The organism is Olsenella sp. KH3B4, assembly GCA_900111695.1.
GTDB lineage: Bacteria > Actinomycetota > Coriobacteriia > Coriobacteriales > Atopobiaceae > Tractidigestivibacter.
The window spans coordinates 127,960-151,043 of the sequence record FOHD01000003.1 but is presented as its reverse complement, the minus strand read 5'-3'; the positions used below and the strand labels follow the sequence as shown (position 1 = coordinate 151,043).

General features: G+C 63.9%; 21 protein-coding genes and 1 tRNA gene. 5 read left to right on the top strand and 17 right to left on the bottom strand.

The annotated features are described in order from the left end of the window. Nucleotides 1-19 precede the first annotated feature (19 nt). Complete coding sequence (locus BMX94_RS04075; protein WP_091003934.1) at nucleotides 20-1,537, bottom strand: S10 family peptidase; 1,518 nt, start codon at nucleotides 1,535-1,537, stop codon at nucleotides 20-22. Nucleotides 1,538-1,938: 401 nt separating this feature from the next. On the opposite strand from BMX94_RS04075, the gene BMX94_RS04070 reads away from it, so the two are divergent. Next, nucleotides 1,939-4,269, top strand: coding sequence for a KUP/HAK/KT family potassium transporter (locus tag BMX94_RS04070; RefSeq protein ID WP_091003928.1), 2,331 nt, complete (start codon nucleotides 1,939-1,941; stop codon nucleotides 4,267-4,269). Between the two features lie 109 nt (nucleotides 4,270-4,378). Here BMX94_RS04070 and BMX94_RS04065 read toward each other — a convergent pair whose 3' ends face one another. The 7 genes from BMX94_RS04065 to BMX94_RS04035 all read right to left on the bottom strand — a co-directional run bounded on the left by BMX94_RS04065 (nucleotide 4,379) and on the right by BMX94_RS04035 (nucleotide 12,057). Continuing rightward, the gene (locus BMX94_RS04065; protein WP_091003924.1) at nucleotides 4,379-5,278 is read right to left on the bottom strand and encodes an HAD family hydrolase; all 900 of its coding nucleotides are present in this window, start codon (nucleotides 5,276-5,278) and stop codon (nucleotides 4,379-4,381) included. Next, nucleotides 5,268-6,821: a citrate synthase gene (locus tag BMX94_RS04060; RefSeq protein WP_286160012.1), complete on the bottom strand. Its 1,554-nt coding sequence runs from the start codon at nucleotides 6,819-6,821 to the stop codon at nucleotides 5,268-5,270. Before BMX94_RS04060 ends, BMX94_RS04065 begins: the two co-directional genes overlap by 11 nt. Nucleotides 6,822-6,894: 73 nt before the next feature. After that, a complete protein-coding gene (locus BMX94_RS04055) occupies nucleotides 6,895-7,191 on the bottom strand; it encodes an ACT domain-containing protein (RefSeq protein WP_286160011.1) in 297 nt (98 codons plus the stop codon). A 421-nt stretch (nucleotides 7,192-7,612) separates the two neighbouring features. Further along, complete coding sequence (locus BMX94_RS04050; protein ID WP_091003919.1) at nucleotides 7,613-8,113, bottom strand: CarD family transcriptional regulator; 501 nt, start codon at nucleotides 8,111-8,113, stop codon at nucleotides 7,613-7,615. 140 nt (nucleotides 8,114-8,253) lie between these two features. Beyond that, the gene (locus BMX94_RS04045; protein ID WP_091003917.1) at nucleotides 8,254-8,976 is read right to left on the bottom strand and encodes a peptidylprolyl isomerase; all 723 of its coding nucleotides are present in this window, start codon (nucleotides 8,974-8,976) and stop codon (nucleotides 8,254-8,256) included. Between the two features lie 99 nt (nucleotides 8,977-9,075). After that, on the bottom strand, nucleotides 9,076-11,043 hold the full coding sequence (locus tag BMX94_RS04040) for a subtype A tannase (protein WP_091003916.1): 1,968 nt from the start codon (nucleotides 11,041-11,043) through the stop codon (nucleotides 9,076-9,078). Nucleotides 11,044-11,109: 66 nt separating this feature from the next. Next, nucleotides 11,110-12,057: a DegV family protein gene (locus tag BMX94_RS04035; RefSeq protein ID WP_091003914.1), complete on the bottom strand. Its 948-nt coding sequence runs from the start codon at nucleotides 12,055-12,057 to the stop codon at nucleotides 11,110-11,112. Between the two features lie 151 nt (nucleotides 12,058-12,208). On the opposite strand from BMX94_RS04035, the gene BMX94_RS04030 reads away from it, so the two are divergent. From BMX94_RS04030 to BMX94_RS04015, 4 genes are all read left to right on the top strand, one after another. Then, nucleotides 12,209-12,589 (top strand): acylphosphatase, encoded by a 381-nt coding sequence (locus tag BMX94_RS04030; protein WP_286160010.1) that lies wholly within the window; start codon nucleotides 12,209-12,211, stop codon nucleotides 12,587-12,589. Between the two features lie 8 nt (nucleotides 12,590-12,597). Continuing rightward, nucleotides 12,598-13,386, top strand: a complete 789-nt coding sequence (locus BMX94_RS04025; RefSeq protein WP_091003912.1) for a DNA glycosylase — start codon at nucleotides 12,598-12,600, stop codon at nucleotides 13,384-13,386. Continuing rightward, nucleotides 13,383-13,637 carry an RDAC family protein gene (locus BMX94_RS04020; protein WP_091003911.1) on the top strand — a complete coding sequence of 85 codons (255 nt, stop codon included), beginning with the start codon at nucleotides 13,383-13,385 and terminating at the stop codon, nucleotides 13,635-13,637. Before BMX94_RS04025 ends, BMX94_RS04020 begins: the two co-directional genes overlap by 4 nt. 396 nt (nucleotides 13,638-14,033) lie before the next feature. After that, nucleotides 14,034-14,109: transfer RNA gene (locus tag BMX94_RS04015), tRNA-Phe, on the top strand. Between the two features lie 325 nt (nucleotides 14,110-14,434). Here BMX94_RS04015 and BMX94_RS04010 read toward each other — a convergent pair. The 9 genes from BMX94_RS04010 to BMX94_RS03975 form a co-directional block, all read right to left on the bottom strand. Beyond that, complete coding sequence (locus BMX94_RS04010; protein ID WP_091003908.1) at nucleotides 14,435-14,650, bottom strand: hypothetical protein; 216 nt, start codon at nucleotides 14,648-14,650, stop codon at nucleotides 14,435-14,437. 190 nt (nucleotides 14,651-14,840) lie between these two features. Beyond that, a complete protein-coding gene (locus BMX94_RS04005) occupies nucleotides 14,841-16,046 on the bottom strand; it encodes an FprA family A-type flavoprotein (RefSeq protein WP_091003904.1) in 1,206 nt (401 codons plus the stop codon). 239 nt (nucleotides 16,047-16,285) lie between these two features. Further along, nucleotides 16,286-18,295: a DUF2207 domain-containing protein gene (locus BMX94_RS04000; RefSeq protein ID WP_091003901.1), complete on the bottom strand. Its 2,010-nt coding sequence runs from the start codon at nucleotides 18,293-18,295 to the stop codon at nucleotides 16,286-16,288. A 67-nt stretch (nucleotides 18,296-18,362) separates the two neighbouring features. Then, on the bottom strand, nucleotides 18,363-18,995 hold the full coding sequence (locus BMX94_RS03995) for an FHA domain-containing protein (RefSeq protein ID WP_091004199.1): 633 nt from the start codon (nucleotides 18,993-18,995) through the stop codon (nucleotides 18,363-18,365). A gap of 418 nt (nucleotides 18,996-19,413) precedes the next feature. Continuing rightward, the gene (locus tag BMX94_RS03990; RefSeq protein WP_286160009.1) at nucleotides 19,414-19,917 is read right to left on the bottom strand and encodes a hypothetical protein; all 504 of its coding nucleotides are present in this window, start codon (nucleotides 19,915-19,917) and stop codon (nucleotides 19,414-19,416) included. Then, nucleotides 19,914-21,980, bottom strand: a complete 2,067-nt coding sequence (locus tag BMX94_RS03985; RefSeq protein WP_091003892.1) for a hypothetical protein — start codon at nucleotides 21,978-21,980, stop codon at nucleotides 19,914-19,916. The genes BMX94_RS03990 and BMX94_RS03985 overlap by 4 nt, the downstream gene beginning before the upstream one ends. A gap of 1 nt (nucleotide 21,981) precedes the next feature. Then, entirely contained in the window at nucleotides 21,982-22,473 is a 492-nt protein-coding gene (locus BMX94_RS03980; RefSeq protein WP_177171320.1) for a TadE family protein, read from the bottom strand. Nucleotide 22,474: 1 nt separating this feature from the next. Next, nucleotides 22,475-22,660 carry a hypothetical protein gene (locus tag BMX94_RS10595; protein ID WP_177171319.1) on the bottom strand — a complete coding sequence of 62 codons (186 nt, stop codon included), beginning with the start codon at nucleotides 22,658-22,660 and terminating at the stop codon, nucleotides 22,475-22,477. A 5-nt stretch (nucleotides 22,661-22,665) separates the two neighbouring features. Next, a complete protein-coding gene (locus tag BMX94_RS03975) occupies nucleotides 22,666-22,950 on the bottom strand; it encodes a hypothetical protein (protein WP_091003884.1) in 285 nt (94 codons plus the stop codon). Nucleotides 22,951-23,084 lie beyond the last annotated feature (134 nt).

Genomic DNA, 23,084 nt, shown 5'->3' with positions numbered 1-23,084 from the left:
AGGGGAACGTCCCTTTGTCTCATGCCCTCTCGTAGAACTCGTGGAGGTCGCGGTCCATCGCTGCGAGCGTGGGCTCGTCAACGTAGGCCATGTGCCCGCAGCCGTAGCGCATCCAGGTCACGCGCTCCTTGAGCGCGGGCGAGAGGAACTGGCAGCTCAGGTCGTGGACCACGTTCCAGAACGTGGTCGCCGCGTCGTAGCGACCGCCGATGATCGCGAGCTTCATCGTGGGATTGCGGCGCAGGGCGAGCGCGACATCGCCGGTCACGTTGGGCGCGCCGACCTTCTCGCCCGTGCCGGGCACCTCGTGCTGCCAGATCCACTTGTGGCCCACGCGCTCCCAGTTCTGGCCCAAGTAGACAGCGGGCCCCTTGTAGCCAAGCTCGTCGGCGCAGAACGCGCGGAAGGCGTTGGTCCAGTTTGCCTCCACGGCGTCGTCGGCCGCGTCCTCGCCGCCCAGCCAATCGAGGCTCGACTGCATGGGCGACGGCTCGTCCGAGCAGAAGCGCATGTCGAGGCGGCCGCACACGCGCCCCTCGTCGTGCAGAAGCTCGCGGCGGAACTCGGTGAGTTCCACGCGCAGGTGATGGCGCACGAGGAACTCGGCGGGCAGCCCCACGAACTGCGAGAGCTGCTCGGCGACCTCGCGCTCGCGCTGCTCGCCAAGACGGTCGCCGCGGAGAAGCGCCGGCGCCAGCGTGTCGTCGGCGAAGTCCATCGCGCGGTCGAACCACTCGTCGGGGTCCACGCCCTCGCCCGCGCGGCCAAAGAACTGCGCCGCAGCGGCGTAGGTGGGCATCATGCCCAGGTAGTAGAGGTCCTCGCCGGGGAGCGTCTGTACCCAGTCCCAGATGGCCGAGAGCATCACCACGCCGGTGAGCTTGACGGACCTCTCGCCCAAAAGCCTCATGAGCACGGCGTTCCTAAAGGTGCCGTAGGACTCGCCAAAGAGGTAGATGGGGCTCGACCAGCGGTGGTTCTTCTCGAGCCAGTCCATGATCGCGCGGGCGAAGGCGTCCGCGTCGCCGTCCACCGAGAAGACCGTGGCGGGATCGCAGTCGTCGGCAACCACGGACCAGCCGGTGCCCAGGGCGTCGAGAAACACGAGGTCGGAGTCTTTGAGCAGCGTGTGGGGGTTGTCGGCCACCTGCGCTGAGGCCGCCAGGTGGTTGGTGCCGTCCGTCTGGACACGGCGAGGCCCAATGCCGCCAAAGTTGATGGGCACCGAGGACGACCCCGGACCGCCGTTGTAGGCAAAGGTCACCGGGCGGGCAGCGTCTGGCTGGCCCTCCTCGTCCACCTGGACGTACGAGAGCGAGAACATCTTGCCCTCAAGGCGGCCCGAATCGTCGCGAACGTCGAGGTGGGAGGCAGTGGACACGTAGTCGATGGTCCTCTCGCCGTCTGTCCACGAGAGACGCGCGCTTGCCGGATCGGGCACGCTCCTCACCACGTTTGCCGGCACGCCCTCGTACGGACGACGCGGCGCCTCAGACGCAGCCGCCGCTAGGGACGCCTGCGCATTCTCGTCTGCCATGAGAACCCCTTCCCTTGTGGAGCCTCGGCCGGGCTACACAAACCCTGCCGAGAAAAAAGCCAACGTCTTTCATTCTAAACAACTGTGCCAGGCGCCGCGAAAGACGAAAAATCGCGGGAAACGCTCCTGCCGCCGTGGCCGCCTTCCGCGCCCGCCGCTGCGGCCGCCTTCCGCTCCCCAGCACCACCGACGGCCGCCGTCGGCATGCGGCGCACAAACCATCAGCGCATCGTCAGCCTTCGACGGCGCTGGGGGAAGCCGCAGGCAAACCGCCTCCTAACTGCATATACTTGTCGGAAGAGTGAAGCGCTCACCTTTCTTTCAGGAGAGTGCTATATTCAACGGTTTGTATTTGGAATAACCAGGGATTCGCAGGTAGAAACCACGGAAATTGGAGCGTCATGGTTACATCCAACGCACCGGTCGCACCCAGGCGAGCAAAGAAGCCCGTAAGAAAGGGCGGCATCCCCCTCTCGGCCGGCATGGTCCTCGTTACGCTGGGCGTCGTCTACGGCGACATCGGCACCAGCCCCATGTACACCCTCAAGGCCATCATGACCGGCAACGGCGGCCTAGGAACCATGGGTGAGGACGTGGTACTCGGCGCACTGTCGCTGCTCATCTGGACCATCACGCTCATCACCACGGTGAAGTACGTGCTGGTTGCCATGAAGGCCGACAACCACAACGAAGGCGGCATCTTCGCGCTGTACAGCCTCGTTAGGCGCTGCGGCAAGTGGCTCATCATCCCTGCCATGATCGGCGGCGCTGCCCTTCTCGCCGACGGCATCCTCACTCCCGCCGTCACTGTGACCACCGCCATCGAGGGCCTGCGCACCATCGACTTCTTCTTCAACATCATTGGAGACAACCAGGCCATCGTGGTTGGCATCACCCTGGTCATTCTCTGCATCCTCTTTGCCATGCAGAAGGCGGGAACCTCAACCATCGGCAAGGCGTTTGGCCCGGTCATGACCGTGTGGTTCCTCTTCCTGGGCATCACCGGCCTTCTCAACGTGGGGCTTGACCTCAACGTCTTCCGCGCGCTCAACCCACTGCGCGGCATCATGTTCCTCTTTGACCACAACCTCAACGCGGCCGGCCTCATGGTGCTGGGCAACGTCTTCCTGTGCACCACCGGCGCCGAGGCTCTCTACTCCGACATGGGACACGTTGGCAAGGCAAACATCTACGTCTCCTGGCCGTTCGTGAAGCTCTGTCTCATCCTCAACTACCTGGGTCAGGGCGCCTGGATCATCGCCAACCACGGCAGTGCCGAGCTTGCCGCCATCCCCGACCTCAACCCCTTCTTCCAGATGCTCCCCGAGGAGTTCCGCGTCTTTGCCGTGGTTCTCTCCACCTTCGCGGCAATCATCGCCTCGCAGGCCCTCATCACGGGCTCCTACTCCATCGTCTCCGAGGCCATTCGCCTTGACCTCATGCCCCACATGAAGATCAACTACCCCTCCGAGACGCGCGGGCAAATCTACATTCCGCTGGTCAACAACATCATGTGGATCGGCTGCATGGGCGTTGTCCTGCTGTTCCAGAGCTCCGAGCACATGGAGGCCGCCTACGGCCTGGCCATCACCTGCACCATGCTCATGACCACGATCCTGCTGTTCACGTACCTCTCGCGCATTCGTCGCAAGCCAGCCGCAGCCGTGGTGTTCCTGCTCTTCTTTGGCGCCATCGAGCTCATGTTCTTCTTCTCGAGCCTCACCAAGTTCTTCCACGGCGGCTACGTCACCGTGCTTCTCGCCACCGTGCTGTTCCTCGTCATGTACATCTGGCGCCGCGGAACCGCCATCGAGCGCACACAGTCCGTCTACCTGCCGGTTCGCGAGTACCTCGACCAGCTCTTCGACCTCTCGCACGACGAGTCCTACCCACTGCTCGCCGACAACCTGGTCTTTCTCACCAACGATTCGTCGCTCGACAAGCTTGACCGCGACATTCTCTACTCGATTCTGGACAAGCGCCCCAAGCGCGCGAGGGCGTACTACTTCCTCAACGTCCAGGTGACCGACGAGCCCTACACCCACGAGTACATGGTCAACACCTTTGACACGGACTTCCTGTTCAAGGTGCAGCTGCGCCTGGGCTTCCGCGTGAACCAGCGCGTGAACACCTACCTCTACCAGATCGTCGAGGACCTGGTGGAGCACGACCAGCTTGCCCCGCAGAACCACAAGTACTCGATCTACCGCAAGCACAGCATCGTGGGAGACTTCCGCTTCTGCCTGATTCGCAAGGTCCTCTCGCCCGAGACGGACATCTCGGGCACCGACGCGCGCACCATCGAGGCAAAGTACTTCATCCGTCGTCTGTGCGGCACGCCCATGCGCTGGTACGGCCTCGAGAACTCCTCGGTGATCTTCGAGTACGTGCCGCTGTTCGCCAAGGCAAAGCGCCAGCACAAGCTCACGCGCATCCCAATTGATGCAAACGCCGCACTGGCGGCGGTGCCCAAGAAGGCCGAGGCCAAGCCCGCAGCAAAGGACGAGGACTCCGACGACGAGGACATCTTCTCCGCCTCGATGCACAACGAGCGCGAGGAGAACGCAAGCGACGCCGAGAAGACCCTGGTTGGCGGTGACACGGCGAGCTTCAAGCCGCTGCGCATCGACGATGGCGACGACGAGGACTCCGAGGAGGAAGAGGAGCTCGAGTACGCCGTGAAGGTTGCCGAGGAGAAGGCCAGCAAGCAAGCCGAGGCTGACGGCGAGTAGCCCCGCTCGGCGGCGGTATCCACGCACGAGAAAATCGCGGCTCTGGCGCCAAAACGGCGCCAGAGCCGCGATTTCGTACGCACTTGCTGCCAAAACCCTCGCTTTGGCGTCAGCGGCCGAGAAGCCCCTCCAGGTACGTCGCGAAGCCGCTCTCGGCGTTTACGTCCGTCACATGGTCCGCCTCGCCGAGAAGAGCCCCGCACGCGTTGCCCACGGCCACACCGTCGCCTGCAGCGCGAATCATCTCGAGGTCGTTGGGCGAGTCGCCAAACGCCACACTGCTCGTGCGCGCAATGCCCAGCTCATCGCAGAGCCACGCCAGCGCCGAACCCTTCGACGCCCGCGCGTCCACCACCTCGATCGCGCTGCCGTAGGAGCCCGTGTGCCGCAACGTAGGGTCCTGCTCGACGGCCAGGCGCGCCGCGGAGGCCACCTCGCCTGCCCCGGGACCCACGCCCCAGCACATGCCCACTCGCTCGACCGTGCGCGCATCGCAAATCACGCGCTCGAGCGGCTTGTCCACCAGCGTGCGCGACGCCCGCATGTAGGCGGTCTGCGTCGCCGAGAGCCCCAGGCCCCCAATGCGCTCCCAGCTGGTGCGATCGGTGAGCACGCGCCCGTCGGCAAAGACCTCGAAGGTCATGCGGCCGAGAAGCCCGCGCACGCGCGAAAGCAGCGCCAACGCTCGCTCGGCGCCCAGGCTCTGGTCGAGAAGGACCTTCTCGGACGCAGCCTCAATCACCACAGAACCGTCCGAGGGCACGCCATAGTGCGTCGCCGGATGGCAGCGCACCTCGGGTGGGATGGCGTGCCAGGCGCGCCCCGTGCAGGGCACAAACTCGATGCCCTCCTCCACCAGGCGGTCGAGCATGGCCATGTTGCGTGGCAGCAGCGACTTGTCTGGTGCAAGGAAGGTGTCGTCCATGTCCGAGAAGACAATGCGCGGACGCACGCGGCCTTCCGACGCGGCAGCACCTGACGCTGCAACGCGCACGTCGCTACCGGGCATCTGCCGCGCCCTCCGCGCCGGCGTCCTTCTCGGCAGCCGCGCCCTTCTCGTCCGCCGCGTCCTCCCCCGCAGCGGAGGCGTCACGCTCCGCCAGCGGCACGTAGTCACGCATGTCGAAGACCGAGCGATAGGCCGGCCGAATGATGCGACCCGCGCCGTAGAGCTCCTCCATGCGATGCGCCGCCCAGCCAGCAACGCGCGCCATCGCGAAGATGGGCGTGTAGAGGTCCTTGGGCACGCCCAGCATGGAGTAGACGAAGCCAGTGTACATGTCGATGTTCGCGCAGAGCGGCTTCTTTGTGCCCTTGACGTCGCGCATGACCTCGGGGCCCAGGCGCTCGATGCTCTCGATGAGGTTGAGCTTCTCCTCCGTGCCCTTCTGGCGCGCAAGCTTGCGCGCATAGCGCTTGACCAGCTGCGCGCGGGGGTCGGAGAGCGTGTAGACCGCATGGCCCAGGCCGTAGATGAGCCCGGTCTGGTCGAATGCCTCGCCACGGACGATCTTCTCGAGATAGCCCGCTATCTCATCGTCGTTGGACCAGTCCGCGACATGGGAGCCAATGTCATCAATCATCTGGCCAACCTTGAAGTTGGCGCCGCCGTGCTTGGGACCCTTGAGCGAGCCCAGCGCCGCCGCGTAGGCCGAGTAGGCATCGGTCCCCGAGGACGAAAGCACGCGCGTGGTGAAGGTGGAGTTGTTGCCGCCACCGTGCTCGACGTGGAGCATGAGCATCACGTCGAGCATCATGGCCTCCTCGTGCGTGAAGCCCTCGTCGCCACGGAGCACATCAAGCACCGTCTCGGCCATCGAGAAGCCCTCGCGGGCGGGTGGCACCACCAGGCGGTCCTCGTTCATGGCAGCCACGCTTGCGGCATGCGCCACTGCCGCCGTGCGTGGCCAGCGGCCAAGAAGCGAGAGGGCCACGTCAATCTCGTGCTCGGGCGAGGTGTCGTCCGGCATGGGATCGAAGGCGTAGAGCAAGAGCGTCGCGCGCTGCAGCACGTTCATGATCGAGTGGCTGTAGGTGGTACGGGGGAAGATCGAGAGGTAGCCGTCAGGCAGCTGCCTGCGCGAGTCGATGCGGGCGCGGAAGTCGTCCAACTCGGCGGTGGTAGGCAGGTGCCCCGTGATAACGAGGTACGCCACCTCCTCGTAGCCAAAGCGGTCCTCGCGCTGCGGGCCCGCCACCAGGTCCTCGATGTGGTAGCCACGCAGGATGAGGTCACCCTTGTCGGGCACGGCAACGCCATTCTCCTTGGTGTAGCCGTGGACGTTCGAGATGGTGGTGAGACCCACGAGCACGCCGGAGCCGTCGGCGTTGCGCAGGCCGCGCTTCACGTCGTAGCGGCTGTAGAGGTCGCCGTCCAGGACGTCGGCGTCCTTGTAGCCGTCATAGAGGCCATCAGAGACGGCGGGGCGCCCAAGCCCCTTGGAGGGCATGGGATAGGCGTCCGCCACGTGCGTCATGGCGGAGGTGTCGAGCGTCGAGAGGATTGGCCCAAAGACCTCGTTCCTGCTGCGGTTTGACTTGAAGAGGGGCATGGCCTAACACCTTTCTCGCCGTCCCGCACCGCGAGGCGGACGCGCCGAAGACCGTTGCTTGCACTGAGAAGAGCTACAGGCGGTACATGTAGTGGAAGACCTCTTCGCGCTGGATGCGAATCTGGACGCCTAGGCGCTCAGAGAGCGCGTCGAGAGCACCCTTGAGCTCGGAGAAGTCCGTCTTGACCAGCGCCAGGTCCACGAGCATGGTCATCGTGAAGGTACCCTGGAGGATGGTCTGCGAGATGTCGAGGATGTTTGCGGAACGCTCGGAGAGCTCCGTGGACACTGCTGCAACGATGCCCGGGCGGTCATGCCCCAGGACGGTGATGATCGCGCGGTTCTGGTCTGTCTCGTCTGCGGTGGGCACGGATCCTCCTTGGTCGAAGCCAACTAGAGCTGTGCACCTCATTCTACCCGAGGCGAGCGACAAGCCGACGCGCTGCCGAGAATGGCAACGCAGCGGAAAGAATGTGGAAGGCATGCGCTCGAGGAAGGTTGCTGGCGTCGGGGTACCGTCGGCAGCCTGGCTTTGCGACAATGCCGTGGAATTTGGACGGTTAGGCACCCCTAAACGTTCGGAAAAGTCCCAAACGGCGAGAACGCGCGGCATTGAATCGCGTCGGCTCTCATGCCGTGGAATTTGGACGGTTAGGCCCTTCTAAACGGCGAGATTCCGCAGCATTGCAGGGATGCCGCGGAATCCGGATGGTTAGCCCCTCTTAAACGTTCGGAATAATCCTAAACGGCGAAATCTTGCGGCATCAGAATACGCCGCCGCATTGGGCTCTCTAGTTCTCCTCCTCCGCAGCGTCAAGCGCACCCTGGAAGAGCGCCTGGACATCCTCGGGTGTGGTGTCAAGCGCGACGGAGAGCTCCTGGAGCGAGCGAGCCGTTGCAAGCTTAAGGATGCGGTCAAAGGCCACGGGCGGCTTCTTGTTGCGAGCCTTGACCTCATCGATGCGCTCGCGGAAGGTCTTTACGATGCGGACGGAGTCCTGGCAGCTTCCGCGGCGAATCTCGTCCTTGAAGTGCTGCTCCTCGAGGGTGCCGCTGTGCTCTGAGTAGGACTCCACCTCCATGGTGGGGTACTCATCGATAATTGCGCGGGCCTCCTCGGCCGAGAGGACCGGACGCAGGCGGGACTCGCTGGAGACGGGATAGCTAATGCGCATGGGATGGCGCTCGCCCACGGGCATGAGCTGGTAGCAGGGGTTGGGACCATCCGTTACATCTTCGACACGACACACACCCTGACCTGGATGGACAACGTACTCACCAATCTCATACATGAAGAAGCTCCTTTCTCATGCATAAGATATTAGCACGATAACGATGTTTTCCATACCATTTAGGTATGTCCTATTGCCTATTGCAGCAAAGCACACTATCTTATTTGGTTTATTTCGTTGTAGAAAGTACGGGATGAGCTCTAGTCCACCATCGTGATAGAGGCGATGACGGGCTGGTCCTCCTTGGGGAGAATACCGTTGGAATCGCCCTTGTCGGCCGTCGCGTCCACAATGGCGTCGACCACGTCCATGCCGTCCGTCACGTTGCCGAAGGCGGCGTATTGGCCGTTGAGCGAGGCGGCAGTCTTCTGGACGATAAAAAACTGCGAGCTGGCCGAGTTGTAGTCGGACGAGCGTGCCATCGAGATGGTGCCGCGCACGTGGGCAATGTCGTTTTTCACCCCGTTTGCAGAGAACTCACCCTTGATGGTGGTTCCGGAGCCGCCGGTGCCATCGCCGTTGGGGTCGCCGCCCTGGATCATGAAGTCCCGAACCACGCGGTGGAAGGTGAGCCCGTTGTAGAAGCCCTGTTCAACCAGGCCAGCAAAGTTTGAGACGGTGATGGGCGCCACATCGGCGTTGAGGGCAACCGAGATGGTACCGTAGCCCGTGACCTCGATGGTCGCGTGGTGGACGCCCGAGGCGTAGGTACCCGTGGGCTGGTCGGTGGCGTCGGCGTCTGGAGATGCGTCCGAGGATGGGGAAGACGATGAGGCGCTGGTGCTGGTACCCTCCTCCCCACCCGCGCTTGAGGAGCTCCCACAGGCGACAAGCGAGAATGACGCTGCAGCAAGCGCCAGCCCCACGAAGCCGCGCCTGGTGATGGCCGCGGTAACCGTACGCGCGTTTTTCTCGTCAGTCATATTCCGCTCCATGAGACAAAGGGACAGTCCCTCTGTCTCATTCCTCTGTCTCATTCTAGCCCGTGAGACAAAGGGACTGTCCCTTTGTCTCACCTTGTCTCATTGGCAGCAGGCGGCAACCCAGGTAAGGAGGTTGTCGTTGGCCGTGCCCGAACGCTCGGCCATCACGTGGCCCTGGCCCCACACGGGCACGTAGGCAACATCCTCGACGCCGCTAAAGTGGCGTAGTGCCAGCACGAGGTTTGCCGAGGTGGCAAGCGAGGTCGTGGTGTCAAAGACGCCCTCGTTCACGCGCCAGTGCGGCGCCACCGCACCCGTGCCGTAGCCGCTGTAGGTACCGCTCAGGAAGTAGAGCGGGTTGAACATCGAGACGCGCGTGGCGATGTCCGAATCGAGGGAGTCGGTCTTCTCGAGGTCATCCTGCCAGGCCGTGGCATAGGACTCGTCCCAGCCCTCAAGCGAGGCATAGGCGTCGGCGTTTGCCGCCACACGCTCTCCCAGCGTCTCGTCAAAGTGCAGGGTGCTCTCCTCGCCAATGCCAAAGAGCTGGTTGGTCTTCGTGGAGCGGTCGACGGCGTCGAAGGCGGGAACCGAAAGCTCCGCAGGACGCAGATGCATCGAGAAGTCGCGCAGGCTCGAGATCGAGACCGTCTGGCGGCTCACGTTGTAGTTGATCCACCAGTAGTCGGAGTTGAGCGCTGCAAAGTAGTTCTGCACCGTGTCGTAGATGGTGGACTGCACCTGCGTGGTGCCCGTGGGAAGCGTGGTCGTGGTTGTGGTCGCGGCGGCATCGGCTGAGCCGGTAGCGTCCGCGGCCGCGCCGTCGCCCTGGGCGTCCGTCGCAGCGGAGGACTGCGCCTCCTGCTTGGCGGCGGCCACGGCAGCCTCGGTCGCGCGCGTGGTTGCGAGGTTGGGGTCGCCAGGGAAGATTGGGTCATCAATCTGCTGCGGCGTGTACGTATAGGGGAACGTGGTGTCCGAGACAAAATTGGTGGCGGACTCGTCGAGAATCGAGAGAAGCTGGCTCGCGTAGGAACCCAGCGTGTAAACGCCGCCCTCGGACTCGTCGAGCGTGAGCTGCGAATCGTCCGAGTCACGGAGGTCCATGGAGTTGATATAGCTCGCGTAGTCCGCAGCGAGCCCCTGCGAGAGCGAGGACGTCCACGTGCCCTCGGCCCGCGTTCCCGTTCCCGCATACTGTCCCATCGCCCACTCGTAGGCGGCATCGGCCGTATCGAAGGAGGTGACGGGGCACCACGACGCGCTGCCAAAGACGGCATCCGAGACGGCATTGCCCTCGGCGTCATGGGTGATAGCACCAATGGAGTCGAGGTAGGGCTTGTAGATCTCGGCATCTCCCGCAGAGCCGAGAAGCGCGCTCACGCCACCGCCGGCAGAGAAGCCAAACGAGAAGACCCGCGAGGTGTCGCAAGGCAGCGCGTCCTTGTTGTAGCGCAGGTAGCGGATAGCCGCCTTGAGGTCGACCACGGGCCAGGGGGCGCCACCGGGATAGAGGTCGGTGGAGCCGGTAGAAGAATCGTAGCCAGCGCTCCTGCCGCGGAAGCCGGCGTACACGTAGATGCAGCCCGCATCGAGGAAGGTACCCAGACCGTCGTAGCCATACTTCGTGGGGCTCGCCTGCGGCGAGAGCGTGCCGCTGTTGATGGGCAGAAGGATGGGCGCCGTGGACGGCGTGAAGCCACCCACCACGGCCTTGTCGTTCACGGTGCAGGAGTAGGTGTCGCCCTTCTTCTCGGCAGAGAAGAACTTGCCGGGAACGAAGATCGCCAGCGACTCGTATGCCGTCGTCGCGGGCTTCAGGCAGTAGGTAAGGCCAAGCTGATAGTAGACGTCGTTGTCCTTGTCGTACTTCCAGGCGGACGTATCGAGCGCCAGGCTCTTGAACTCGCCGAGGTCGACGTTGTCTGCGGGCTGCTCGGTGGTATCCGAGTTCTGGTCGGAGCCGCTGTCCTGCTGCTGGCGCGTGGGAGCGCCGCAGGCAGCAAGGCCCATGCTCGCTGCACCAGCCGATGCCAGCTCGAGGAATTCCCTTCGTGTCCAGCTCATCGCAGACCCCCTGTAAAAGTGACGGGCTGCGGTGCGGCCCGAACTACGTTAGCGAGAAGCACGGCGCTACTTGGCCGCCTTGCCCTTGTTCTTTGCATCGTTGTTCTTGTCGTCGCGACGGTCTGCCCCCCAGAAGCAGCAGGAGTACATGCCGGGACCAACGTGGCAGCCGATGGTAGGGCCAATGGTGGAGCGGTAGACCTTGAGCGCGTGCTCGGAGGGCTTGAGCATGCGGGCGAGGGAGTCGCCGTCGGCCACGCAGTCGGCGTCGCCAATGGCCACCACGTGGCCAAGGTAGGACGAATCGTGGAAGTCCTCGTAGAACTCGGCCATCTTGCGCATGGCCTTCCTGCGACCGCGCGCCATGCCCATGATCGCCAGCGATCCGTCGAGGTTAAAGGTGAGAAGCGGCTTCACGTCGAGAAGGCCGCCCACCACGGCAACGGACTTGGGGATGCGCCCGCCGCGGTGGAGCGCGTCGAGGTTGTCCACCATGAAGATGGTGTGGGCGTGGAAGCGCGCCTCCTCGGCCCAGGCGACCAGCTCCTCCGCGGTAAGACCCTCGTCGCGCTTCTCGATGGCGGCGTGGATGAGGAGGTTCTGGGTGGTGGAGCCGATGAGGCAGTCAACCACGTAGATGGGCGTGGGAAGCGTGCCGCCGTGCTTCTCGCGCACGCGGTCGAGCGCCGTGACGGCGCCGTTGTAGGCGCCGGAGATACCGCTTGAGAGGGCAAAGTGAACCGTGGGGACGCCGGAGGCGATGGCCTTCTCGAACGCCTCCTCGTAGACCATCTGGGAGGGCTGAGAGGTCATGGGGCAGGCGCCGTTCTCGATGGCGGAGTAGAACTCATGGGCCGAGCGGGACTGGAAGAGGTCGTCGACGCCAGAGAGGCCGCCATCAGGCTTGCTCGCCTCGGTGTAGGTGAACGAGAGGCACGTGATTCCCGCCTGCTCGACCTCCTCGGGAGAAAAGTCGCAGCACGAGTCCGTCATGATGTTGCACTTGGTCGCCATGTGGTCTCCTCGGTCGCCCTTGTTGTCCGGGTAGTATTGTAAGCGTACCCGCGTGTGGGGACGTTCGCACGGGCAACAACCACGAGAAATGGAGAGCTTGCGGTCGTGCGGGCGTGACGGAAGACAGGCACTCGAGGGAGACGCGATGTTCGTGAGAAGGAACAAGGACCAGGGCGAGAGCAGCGCGACTGGCAGCGGCGCGTCGGCTGGCAGCGGCGCGTCGGCTGGCAGCGGCGCGTCGGCCGGCGAGGGCATGCGCCGCATCCACGTGCGGTTCGTGGGGCAGGTGCAGGGCGTGGGCTTCAGGTGGACCAGCCAGCGCGTGGCCTTTGACCTCGGCCTTACTGGATGGGTGAAAAACGAGCCCGACGGCTCCGTGAGCATGGAGCTCCAAGGGCCAGACGAGGCCGTCTCCACGTTCTTCACGCGCCTGCTCGAGAGCTACCGGCGCTTCCCCATCAGCTACACCATCGACTCCAAAGAGGACATCCCTCCCGTGCCAGACGAGGCCGAGTTCTCCGTGCACTTCTAGGTGGACGCATGGCAGCGCTTGAGACAACGTTCTTCTCGCTTGACGCCATTGCCGCATCGGGGCAGGTGTTTACGTGGCGGCGCGACGCGGACGGATGGCTTGTGGCAAGCGGTCGTCGGCGTTGCCTGCTCTCGCAGGAGGGCGACGCTGAGAAGGGCATCGTTCGTGTGCGGCGCGCCGACGGTACCGAGGTGGAAGGAGACGAGCTTGCCTATTGGCGTCACTACCTAGCCCTGGACGTTGACTACGAGCAAATTCTGGACGAGCTTGCCATGCCGGCCGAGATCATGGAGGTGGGCGCCGGGATTAGGGTGCTTACGCAGGACTGGTGGGACACAGCGGTGAGCTTTGTGGTGTCGCAGAACTCCAACATCGTGCGCATCCAACGGACGATGGACGCGCTGCTCGACGCCGGTGGTGGGTGCGTGCCCGGACCGCGCGAGCTGGACGCGCTTCTCGCCGACGACGCCTTTGCGACCGGCCTCAGGCTTGGGTACCGGCGGCCTTACCTGGAGGCCCTGGCGAGGCGAGCGCAGGGTTGGCACCCCGAGCGGCTTGACCGCCGGGACGTCTCGCTTGATGAGTCGATGGCGGAGCTCGAGGAGAGCCCCGGCATTGGTCCCAAGGTTGCGAGCTGCATCTGCCTCTTTGGGCTGGAGTACCTCGAGGCGGTGCCGCGCGACACCTGGATCAAGCGGGCGGAGCGCGAGCACAACGTGGTGTGGGACTCCCGGTGGGGCGGAATACAGCAGCAGTTTGTCTTCGCGTGGATGCGCGAGAAGGGACGCGGAAAATGAAGGTCGTCAACATCCTTGAGATTGCCGATGTGAACGAGGCCCTGCTCAACGCTGGGGTTCCGGCACGCGTTCGCCTGCGCGACGCATGTGGCGGGCAGTCGCTATGGATCGAGGTAAGCCGCGAGGCCGTTGCCGAGAAGGACGACGCCGCCGTGCTTGCGGCAGCGCGCGAGGTCGTGAGCTCGTACTTTGCCGGGCGCGCGAAGCCCGTGGCGTTCGACGAGGACGGGAAGTCGTTCCGTCTGGCGTAGGGCGTGCGGCGCGGGACCAGGGGCGCGGCGGAGTCGCTGTCGACGGCGGAGACGGCGGAGACGGCGGAGACGGCGCCGGGGCGGCGCCACAGTGGCGTTTCCTTCGCGCCGCCGGGGCCTCTTCCTTCTCGTAAGAGGCCCCTCTCCCCCGCCGACGCCCGTCTCTTCTCGGAGAATATCGCTTTTTCTTAAGTGAGAAGGACGTTTGCCCAGTTGGGATGCGGCCGTTTTCAGAAATGGCGATTTTCTCGAAAGACATCTCTGCAGCGCGTGACAACCGCGACATTCGGTAGGCCCTGGCCGATCCGGACGATGATTTTCTCGACATTGCAAAGATTGTCGTTGACCTTTTCGCGCGGTTTGGTATAGTAAACGAGCTTGCAAGAGCAAGCCTTTGGCTGGGTAGCTCAGTTGGTAGAGCAGGGGACTGAAAATCCCCGTGTCAGGGGTTCGACTCCCTTCCCCGCCACCAGTAAACACGCAGGTCAGAGCACTAGTTGCTCTGACCTGTTTTGCTATGTGCGCGATGGTGCAACCTTAGATTGCAAAAGCCCTGTTGGCTGGGTCGCTCATGGCCACGCGACCGCACGCAAGCGAACCCAAGGCCCGGCTGGGCCACAATGTGGTGCGCAAGTGGGGCACGGATGCCAGCCCGCGCCCCCAAGGGCTACGGCTCCCTTAGATGCTTTGGTTTGTACCGGCTTGCATCTTTGGGGGCTTTTTTCGTGCGCGTTCCTCGTAGCCGGGTGCTACGATGTGAGACAGGCGGACGGATTGCCCCGTCCCCGAACCCCTGGTCATTCGTGACTGGGAATTCTTCTAAGCCCCTGCGCTACCTGCGCGGGGGCTTCGTCTTTCTCTCGGGTGCATGCCGCTCCAGCCGCGTCCGTGCTCTCGCCTCGCATGGTGAAGAGCGTCTTCAGCTCGCGCGTAGTCCAGGGCCTGCGCTCGTTTGGATAGGCCATCTGAGCTGCGGAGGGACCAAGCGTGGCCCCGTGGTTCTGGCTTCCCATGCCGTGCCTTCCCCATGAAAAAGCGCCCGGGCCGGAGCAACGACCCAAGCGCTAGGCGATGCCGGATGGGACGGCCAGCAACCACAAGTGCCACCCCGTCCGGCGTGTCGCGCATATTCTGGTGCCTACCCCGGGGGTGAGGGCCGCAATTCTCGCCGTTTGCGTGCCGGCCAAGAGCCGGCCGCCTTCCCTACTCCGCCAGCTTTGCCACGATGGCAGCTGCCAGGGCATCGATCTGCTCGAGCGCTCCCTCGTCCACTGTGGAGGTCACGTGCACCTCGGGGGCAAGCACCTCCATGCCCTTCATGCGCTGGATGGCGTCGAGCATGAGCGAGCCCGCCTGCGGCGCCCACGAGCCGTTGTAGATAACGCCGACGGTGCGGTTCTTCATCGCGTGGGCGTTGAGGTCCTCGAGAAGCTCGCGCATGCCGTCGAAGATGCCCATGTTGTACGTGGCAGAGGCAAAGACCAGCACCGGCGAGCGGAATGCCTGCGAGACCATCTCGGAGACCGGGGTCTTGGAGACGTCGTAGACGCGCACGTTATGCACGCCCGACTCGGCGAGCTTGGCCGAGAGGATGTCGGCCGCGTTGGCAGTGCCGCCGTAGACGGAGCCGTAGAAGATGGCAACGGACTTGTCCTCGGGCTCGTAGGCAGCCCACTTCTGGTAGCGGGAGAGAATCTGGTCGAAGTCTCGGCGCCAGATGTGCGCATGCAGCGGCGCTATCTCCTTGATGTCGAGCTTGGAGGCCTTCTTGAGCAACGACGTCACCTGCAGGCCGTACTTGCCCACGATGTTGGTGTAGTAGCGGCGTGCCTCGTCCGCCCAGTCACGCTCCCAGTCGACCTCGTCAGCAAAAATGGCGCCGCCCATGGCGCCAAACGCTCCAAAGGCGTCTGCCGAGAAGAGCGTACCCGTGAGCTGGTCGTAGCTCACCATGACCTCTGGCCAGTGCACCATGGGCGCAAGGGCAAACTGCAGCGTGTGGCGTCCAAGGGAGAGGGTGTCGCCCTCCTTGACCTTGATGGCATGGGGCTCGGGATCGAAGCCGTGGAACTGGCGGACAAGGTCGAAGGCCTTGGGGGTGCCAACGAGCTTGAGGTTGGGCCACCTGCGGACCAGGTCGGGGATAACGGCGCAGTGGTCGGGCTCCATGTGGTCGATCACCAGGTAGTCAAGGGAGCGCCCGTCGAGAACATGGGCAAGGTTCTCCTCGAACTGCCGCGAGACCGCCTCATCCACACCGTCGAGCAGGCAGGTCTTCTCGTCGAGGATGAGGTAGTTGTTGTAGGACATGCCATTGGGCACGGGATAGGTGTTCTCGAACAGCTGAATCCTACGGTCAGACGCACCTAGCCACCAGGTGTCCTCGCAAATCATGCGCACGTTGTACATTGTTCTCCCTTCGCCCGCCTCCGGGCTATGCGGGCAGCGGAGGCCCGCAAATCGGCCATGTCCACGTCGAACGCCCCGCACGCACATCGGGGCGCTCGGCCAGAGCTTGCATAGTCCGCTCTGATGATATTCGATTCCGTGGGGCTTCGCGCCCAGGGAGCTGAGAGAACCGCAAAGTCGTACGGGAGAAGCACCGTTCATCTAGGGAGGGAGAGGCCCCTCCCGGACGGTCAGCGGCGCTAGAACGCGCCGCCCCCGCCTCCGCCGCCAAAGCCTCCGCCACCACCGGACGAGAAGCCGCCACCCCCACCGCCGCCGCTGGCGTCAATGGAGTTGGCGATGGCCGCCACTGAGGCATCGTGTATGGCGCCGCCAAAGACGTCCGCAGGGGAGCCCATGCCGGAGTGGCCAATGTAGTACCAGGAGTACACCGGCATGAAATCCGGGTCGTCGATGAGCTCCGGCATCGCTACCTTGAGCTGCTCGATGACCTTGTCCGCAACGCCCAGCGCCACCGCCATCACCAGCAGGCGGTTCCAGAGGATAACGTCACTTGGCACTGCCTCATCGAGACGGGTGAACTCCTGGAGCCAGCGCTTGAGGGCAAGGACCTTGGCCTTGGTCTCGATGGCCTCCGCACTGATGTCCTTGAAGAACTTGCTGCTGAGCAGATACAGAGAAATACCGCCGCATACGCCACAGATGGCTGCGACGCCCAGCGCGAGAAGGACGTCGCCTTCGAACATGATGCCGACGATGAACGCCTCCAGTATTGCAGCGAGGATGGAGAGCGCGCCAAACAGCATGGCGATACCGTGCCCAGTGCCCTTGAGGGAACCGTTCCCGGAGAAACGCCGCAGGTATTCCGCATTGATTGACGACTGCCAGGACTCGTAGGCATCGGAGTATGCCTCGGGTGAGGACTTTGCGTACTTCTTGATGGCAGTGAAGTAGAGCGCGGGCTCATCGCCGGTGTACGAGGGATCGTTGGGTTTCGAGATCTTGCGGGCCAGATGCCGGAAGAGGAAGTTGACTGCCGCAACATCCGCGCGTCGGGCAGACTCGCGCTCCGCGGGGGTGCCAAGCGTACCCAGAGGAATGGGGCCCACGACAGAGGCGCGGTAGTCTTCAAACTCCTTCGACCCGAGCATCTTCTTCTTGCTCAGCTTGACCTTGTCGAGCTGCACGACATGCTCGTCGGTAAGGCGCATGAGCGAGGCCGTGAGGCCATCCGGCCCGGCATCCTCCCCCGTGGCGAGCATGGCGAGAACCACCGGGTGGTCGCCCGTGGGCACGTCACGGAAGTACTTGTCGTCAAACTGGGCCGTGTGCGTGGCCTTGTAGCGGCGCTTTGCGACCACAGTTGCGACGATGGCTGCTACGGCAACGGCAAGGCAGAGTCCCGTGACACCGTACATGGCAAAGCGGGCGGAGGCTCGACGCGCGTTTGCATCGTCGGCGTTCTTCTGCTCCTCGGCGAGGATGGTGCTCAGCATGGTACCCGAGGTCTCCGGGCATGCGGAAATCCAGCTTGCCGGGAAGGTGATGCGCGCCTCGGCGAACTCGCTCGTGCCAACGCCCGGAACGGTGTAGACGACGTCGTTCCTGTCGAACGCGAGACTTGCGTCCAGGGGACCGTGACCCCAGGCGCGGACGTTGTCTCCACCCACCACGGACTCGCCGCTCGGCACCGGAAGATGGATGGTGCAGGTGACGTTTTGCGACTCGACGTCCCAGCCGTCAGAGACGAACTTCCAGTACAGCTCTCCCGTGTCCGACCAGCGCGTGGCTATGCCGTCGGCGTAGTACGAGACGTAGAAGTGCGCCGTTGTGTCACTTTGGGCAGAGTAAAGTTTGATCTGCAGGTAGGAGCCATAATCTGTAACGGAGTAGGTCTCGTTTGCACCCGCCGAGGACTCCGCGAAGGACCTGGCCTGTCCGCCCTCCACGATGCCGGCATCGAGCACCTGAATGTTCACCGTGCGGCCGTTGGAGCTGTTCTCCCCCTTGGGTATCTTCCAGTAGACGCCATGGAAGTCTCCGTCGAAGTCGAAGGTGCGCACCTCGGTCACCGTGAGCCCGCCAGACGAGTCCAGCGTAGCGTCGATGTTTGTCTGGTCCATGCTGTAGTCATCAGCTCGTGCCGGCGTGACGCCGAGAACCAGGACGAAGAGCACGGCAAAGAGCGGCAGCGCGAGGAACGCAGACTGACAGCGCCGAAGAACGCAAGCAGGGTGCCAGGCTCTCATAGAATCCCCCAATGGACGGTTGTAGAAGACCTTGTGGCATCGCGACTCCAGAATACCAGAGCATGTCTTACGCCTCTGACCGCACGGGTGTAACGAAGGCGCCGCAGATGGAGACCGTCCAACCAAGCGGAACAAGAACCTCTCCCCTCACCTCCCTTCCCGTGAACACCGCGGGATTGGTTGCCCCAAGGTCAACAACGCGCATGCCCTCCTCGCCTTCCCCTGGAGGAAGTATCCGCACGTGCGCACGGGACACCGCCCGCGAGTGAAGAACGATGTCGCTTGCTTGGTCGCGACCGACGACCAGTCCCTCCTTGGGTATGGGAATCCTCACGTCCACTGAGGACGTGCGTACCCAGCAGAGCACCTTGCAGCCAGATGCCTGGCCGGCCGCGTTAGGAGCAGGCGTGGCTCTGGGTGCCTCACCAACGTCCGAAAGGTCGAGCGTATCGTCCTCCCACCCAGCCTCGGCAGGAGGCAGCCCCGCATCCCACAGGAACGGCTCGTCCTCCGCAAGCGTTGGCAAGGCTGGCTCCTCGGGATCCACATTTGCCCGTCTCGTTGTAGCAGCATCCGGACCAGACAATCCCGCGTCGCCCTTTGCAGCGGGAAACTCGTAGAGGCACCCGTAGCAGACGCGCATGTCCGCAAAGAGCTCTTCCCCACAGCGGGGACAAACCTTGGTCGCGTACTCGCTCATGACCCGGCCACCTCCCAGACGGGCTCCGGGAGCTCGGGGCATGGCCGAGCGGCACACTCTGGCTCAAATGAGAGCGAGGTCACACGCAGCGTCTCCCCCACCAGAGGCCATGGACAAGGGCTTGCCGGGCGCTCGAAGGCGCAGAATGCTGCGGGATGAGAGAGAATGCGTCCCGGCAGGAGCGCCCGCTCGGAAGCAAGCACCTCTCCACGGCATCCTACGAGGGCAACGTCGATGGGATATGCCATCCCATACGTGTGGATTGAACCGCATCTCATGAGAACCACGGGCCGGGCGGAAGGACCGGTGCCGAGAAGCCCCACGAGTCGTTCAAACCACGACGAGAGGACCCTGAACCCCAAGGTAGGCGAGCTCTGCTCAACTGTCGGGCTCTCTATTTCGACGCACATCCACCTCATCAGACCACCACCCCCGGACGATACCTGTCAATGACGAGCGTCCGCTCGTGCCTCAGCTTGAGCGGCGCCGAATACGAGATGCCAGGAAGCCGCAGCTCCCTGGGCCATGGCCTAAACACGAGCGTGCAGGTGTAGCGCGTGAGCAGGGGTGCGACCGAGAGCAGGCTCTCTCCCTCCCCCTCCGAGACGCGCTCCGCCCTCACCTCCACGTCGCAGTGCGTCTCCCGGCCAAGCGCGGCACGGAGGGCATCCTCGACAGCGGCGACGGACGCCGGCATGCTCTGCTCTCCTGCGGGAGAGACGCCCTCGGCGATGACCTCGTCGAGGCTCAGGCGGTCAAACGCCGCACAGGCGTCGACAAACTCCATGAGGTTCACCACGACCAGGGCAACCACGATGACCACGGGCACGAGGACAGCAAGCTCCACGGTCATTTGCCCGGATCGACCCCTCAGGCGTCGAGTAAAGCGCTGGCGAACCGATGTCGCCACAGGCCCGCTCATGATGGCTCCAAGAGGTCGTCGAGCCTAATGGTGAGGGGGATGGAGATGTCAGTCCCCGGAATGGAGAGCTCCGCCACGGTGATCTCTCCGTAGCCAAGGGAATCCGCCGCCCAGACGCCCAACGTCTTTGCCAGGTCGAACGAGCTTGCTCCCGCGGGCAGTGCCTCGATCATCTGCCGCGCCTTGCCTGCCGCGTCGTAGCCAGACTGGTCGAGAACGCGGGTCCACCCCACAAGCGCTGGCTTCATGAGCCTCATGTCCACGGGTTCGAACCCGCAGGCGGCAACCGTTTCCTTGATCTTGCCACGCAGCCACGATCCCACCGTCCCGCCAAACACGTTGTCGAGCCTGTCGAGAAAGTCCGCCACTGTCGCGGACGTCGAATCATATCTCGAGCCGTATCCCACGAGCAGACGTCCCCAGAGCTCACAGACCCCGTCGAAGGCACCCCCCAGCACAGACCCCGCTCCCTGAGAGGTGACCCCATCGAAGAAGCTGGCCAGCACGTTGTTCTCGGCAGTCGACTCGTCCGGCGCAAGCGCCGCCGCCGAGACCGCAGACCCCGCGGGAAGCTCCCCCGATGAGAGGAACGAGGCGGTGAGCTCAGTCGGAACGGTTGTTGCCCTTGTTCTCGAGACAACGGCAACGCAGCCCCAGGCCCCAGGAGGGCAGATGCGCGGCCGCACGACCGAGAGCTGGTCTACAGCACGTTCGAATGAGCTGCGCGCCTCCTCCGCCTTGTCGCGCAGGCTCTTCTCGGCATCCGCCTGCTTGTTGCGCGCAGCCTCGTACTCCCTCGACGCGGCTACGACTTCACGCCAGTAGTGCTCAAAGCCGTTGTCCGTAGAGGTCGATGCCGCAGCAACCGCGCCCATGGCCGCAAGGTCCATGCCACATGTCTCGCACCTAGTAACCTCACCCGCGTCGAGGTCTTGGAGAGAGGCGTACCCTGCCGGGGAGCCCGTTGCAGCCGGGCACCGATTGGACGCGTGGAGCGCCTTTCCCGCATTCTCGCTGGTACAGGGCCAGATGTCATCGGTGTAGAGACTCGAAGCCTTGGTCTCTTCAGCGTTGTGCGGAAGATCGGGAAGTTCGATCTGGACCGTGCCGTCCTCGTGCTCCACGTAGGTCCCGCCTCGCACCTGCCGGAGAGCGTAGTCGTAGAAGGCGGAACGCGCCGCGGAGTTTGTGAGCTCGTTCACCGTTGAGTTGAGCGGCACCTCCTGGGCTGCGCGAGCCTCGTAATAGGCGCGCGCCCGCAGGAGGGGAACGCCGAACCCCCATCCCTCCGCGCTTGGGTAGTGCGGGTTGCTGCCGCCCGAAAGACCGGCAAGCGTGGCGGCACGCTCCTCCAAGCAGTAGGGAACACCCCCGCAGTCCGCCATCCACCCACGCTGACGGGCCGCATCTGCAAGCGACTTCGCGTCATCAGCCTGCTGGGACAGCTCTCGCAGCTCTTCAGCATCCTTGTCCATCTCGTCCGACGAGAGCTCTAGGGCAAGCGAAGAGAAATCCGACTGCGACTCCACGGGAAACGGGATGGCGCAGCCAACATATGGCAGGCCCTGCGCTCGCGCATTCTCCGCCACACAGGCGGCGGAGTTGGCAACCACAACCGCAGGCAAGGTCTTCTCCAGGCGCTCGAGGCCCTCAGATGCACTCCTCGCAAAGTCCTGTCTGGCATCGAGGACCTTTTTCCCCGCATCGCAGACACTTCCCCCAAAGGTCGCGACACCAGGAATGCACGAGAGCACAAGGCCGGCTCCGAAGACCGTCACACCGAGAAGTCCAAGGCTCAGCACACAGGCGTCGAGAACACGAGCAATCGTGACATAGGCGGCGACAGAATTTGAACCTGCCATGGCTGCGGCATCTGCTACGGGCTGGACCTCGTACGAGCGCGCCATCACCCACTCCGCAGAGGCAGCCGCAAAGACCAGCGATATGCTCACAAGCAGGGCAACCGCCACGGCAACCGTGGTGTATCCTCCCTCGTCATCCAGGAAGAGCGAGAGACCAAAGCGCAGGCCACCCCACCCCGAAGCCCTCTTGACCAGGGACACATCAGCCCCATGCTGCGATCCAATCACCGTAGTCACCCCCAACCCACTCGGCACGGATGCTGCGCTCGACCTCTGCAGAGAGGAGCACGCTCCCGCCGTCCATCCGTCCTACCAGCCCCGCCGTCACGCCCATCAGCGGCAACGGTTGGGCATATCCCACGACGCAGACGCGCACGCGATTTCCGTCCTGCTCGATGGAAACGTCCCAGGCACCGACGCCGCCCTCGTGGAAGCAGGCAACGTCTGGCACGGCCCTGAGCCTTCTCCTCACGTAAGAATCGACGAGAGACGCCACCTCGTCATACGTTGCGGTCGTGGCAAGCCGAGCCCCCTCGGCTGCCGCACCGCTCATGACCGCGCGCGTATAGAGGAGCATCGCCGGCTGGAGGAGAAGCGCCAGGACAACCATCACTGTGGGAATGAGAACGGCCGCCTCAACCGTCGCCTGTCCCTCCTCGCTCGCACGCGCTGCTCGCCATCCCCTGCGTCCCATCTCAGAACCCCAGGAGGTCCTGCAGCCAGGCGAGCGTCCCACCCGAGACCTGATGCGTTGCCGCATCCGCTGCCATGCGCACGAGAGTCCCGTCACGTGCTGCGTGCCACATCAGCCCCAACGCTACCACCATAGAGAGAAACGCCACCAGCACCAGCGCGTATTCAAGCGTGGACTGCCCTGACACATTGGCTATCCACCAAGGCCAAGCTCGTCTAGGGACGCCTCCCACTCCTCGACGTCCATGTGCATGACCTTGGTCTCGCTCACTCCACTGCCCGCGCTCTGCACTATGCACACGTCGACCCATCCCGATCCCTCCACAACCATGCTCCAAACCCTGCCTGAGAGGTCGAGGTACCCAGACCGCACGAGCACGCAATCGCCGCGCTGCTCATACTCGTACACAAGCTCGGTAGCCGCCTCGGGAACCGCGGCGGCGCTGCCTTCCAGGCCGGCGTCTGCCGCGTCTCCCACTGCTCCCCCTGGTAGGGAAACCCGTTGAGCCCCGCTTTCTCCACCGATGCCCGTAGGCCCGTTTGTCTCGCCAGCTTCCACCACACCCGCAGGAGGGGGTGAGCCGCTACCCCCACGACCAGACAGCACCGCCG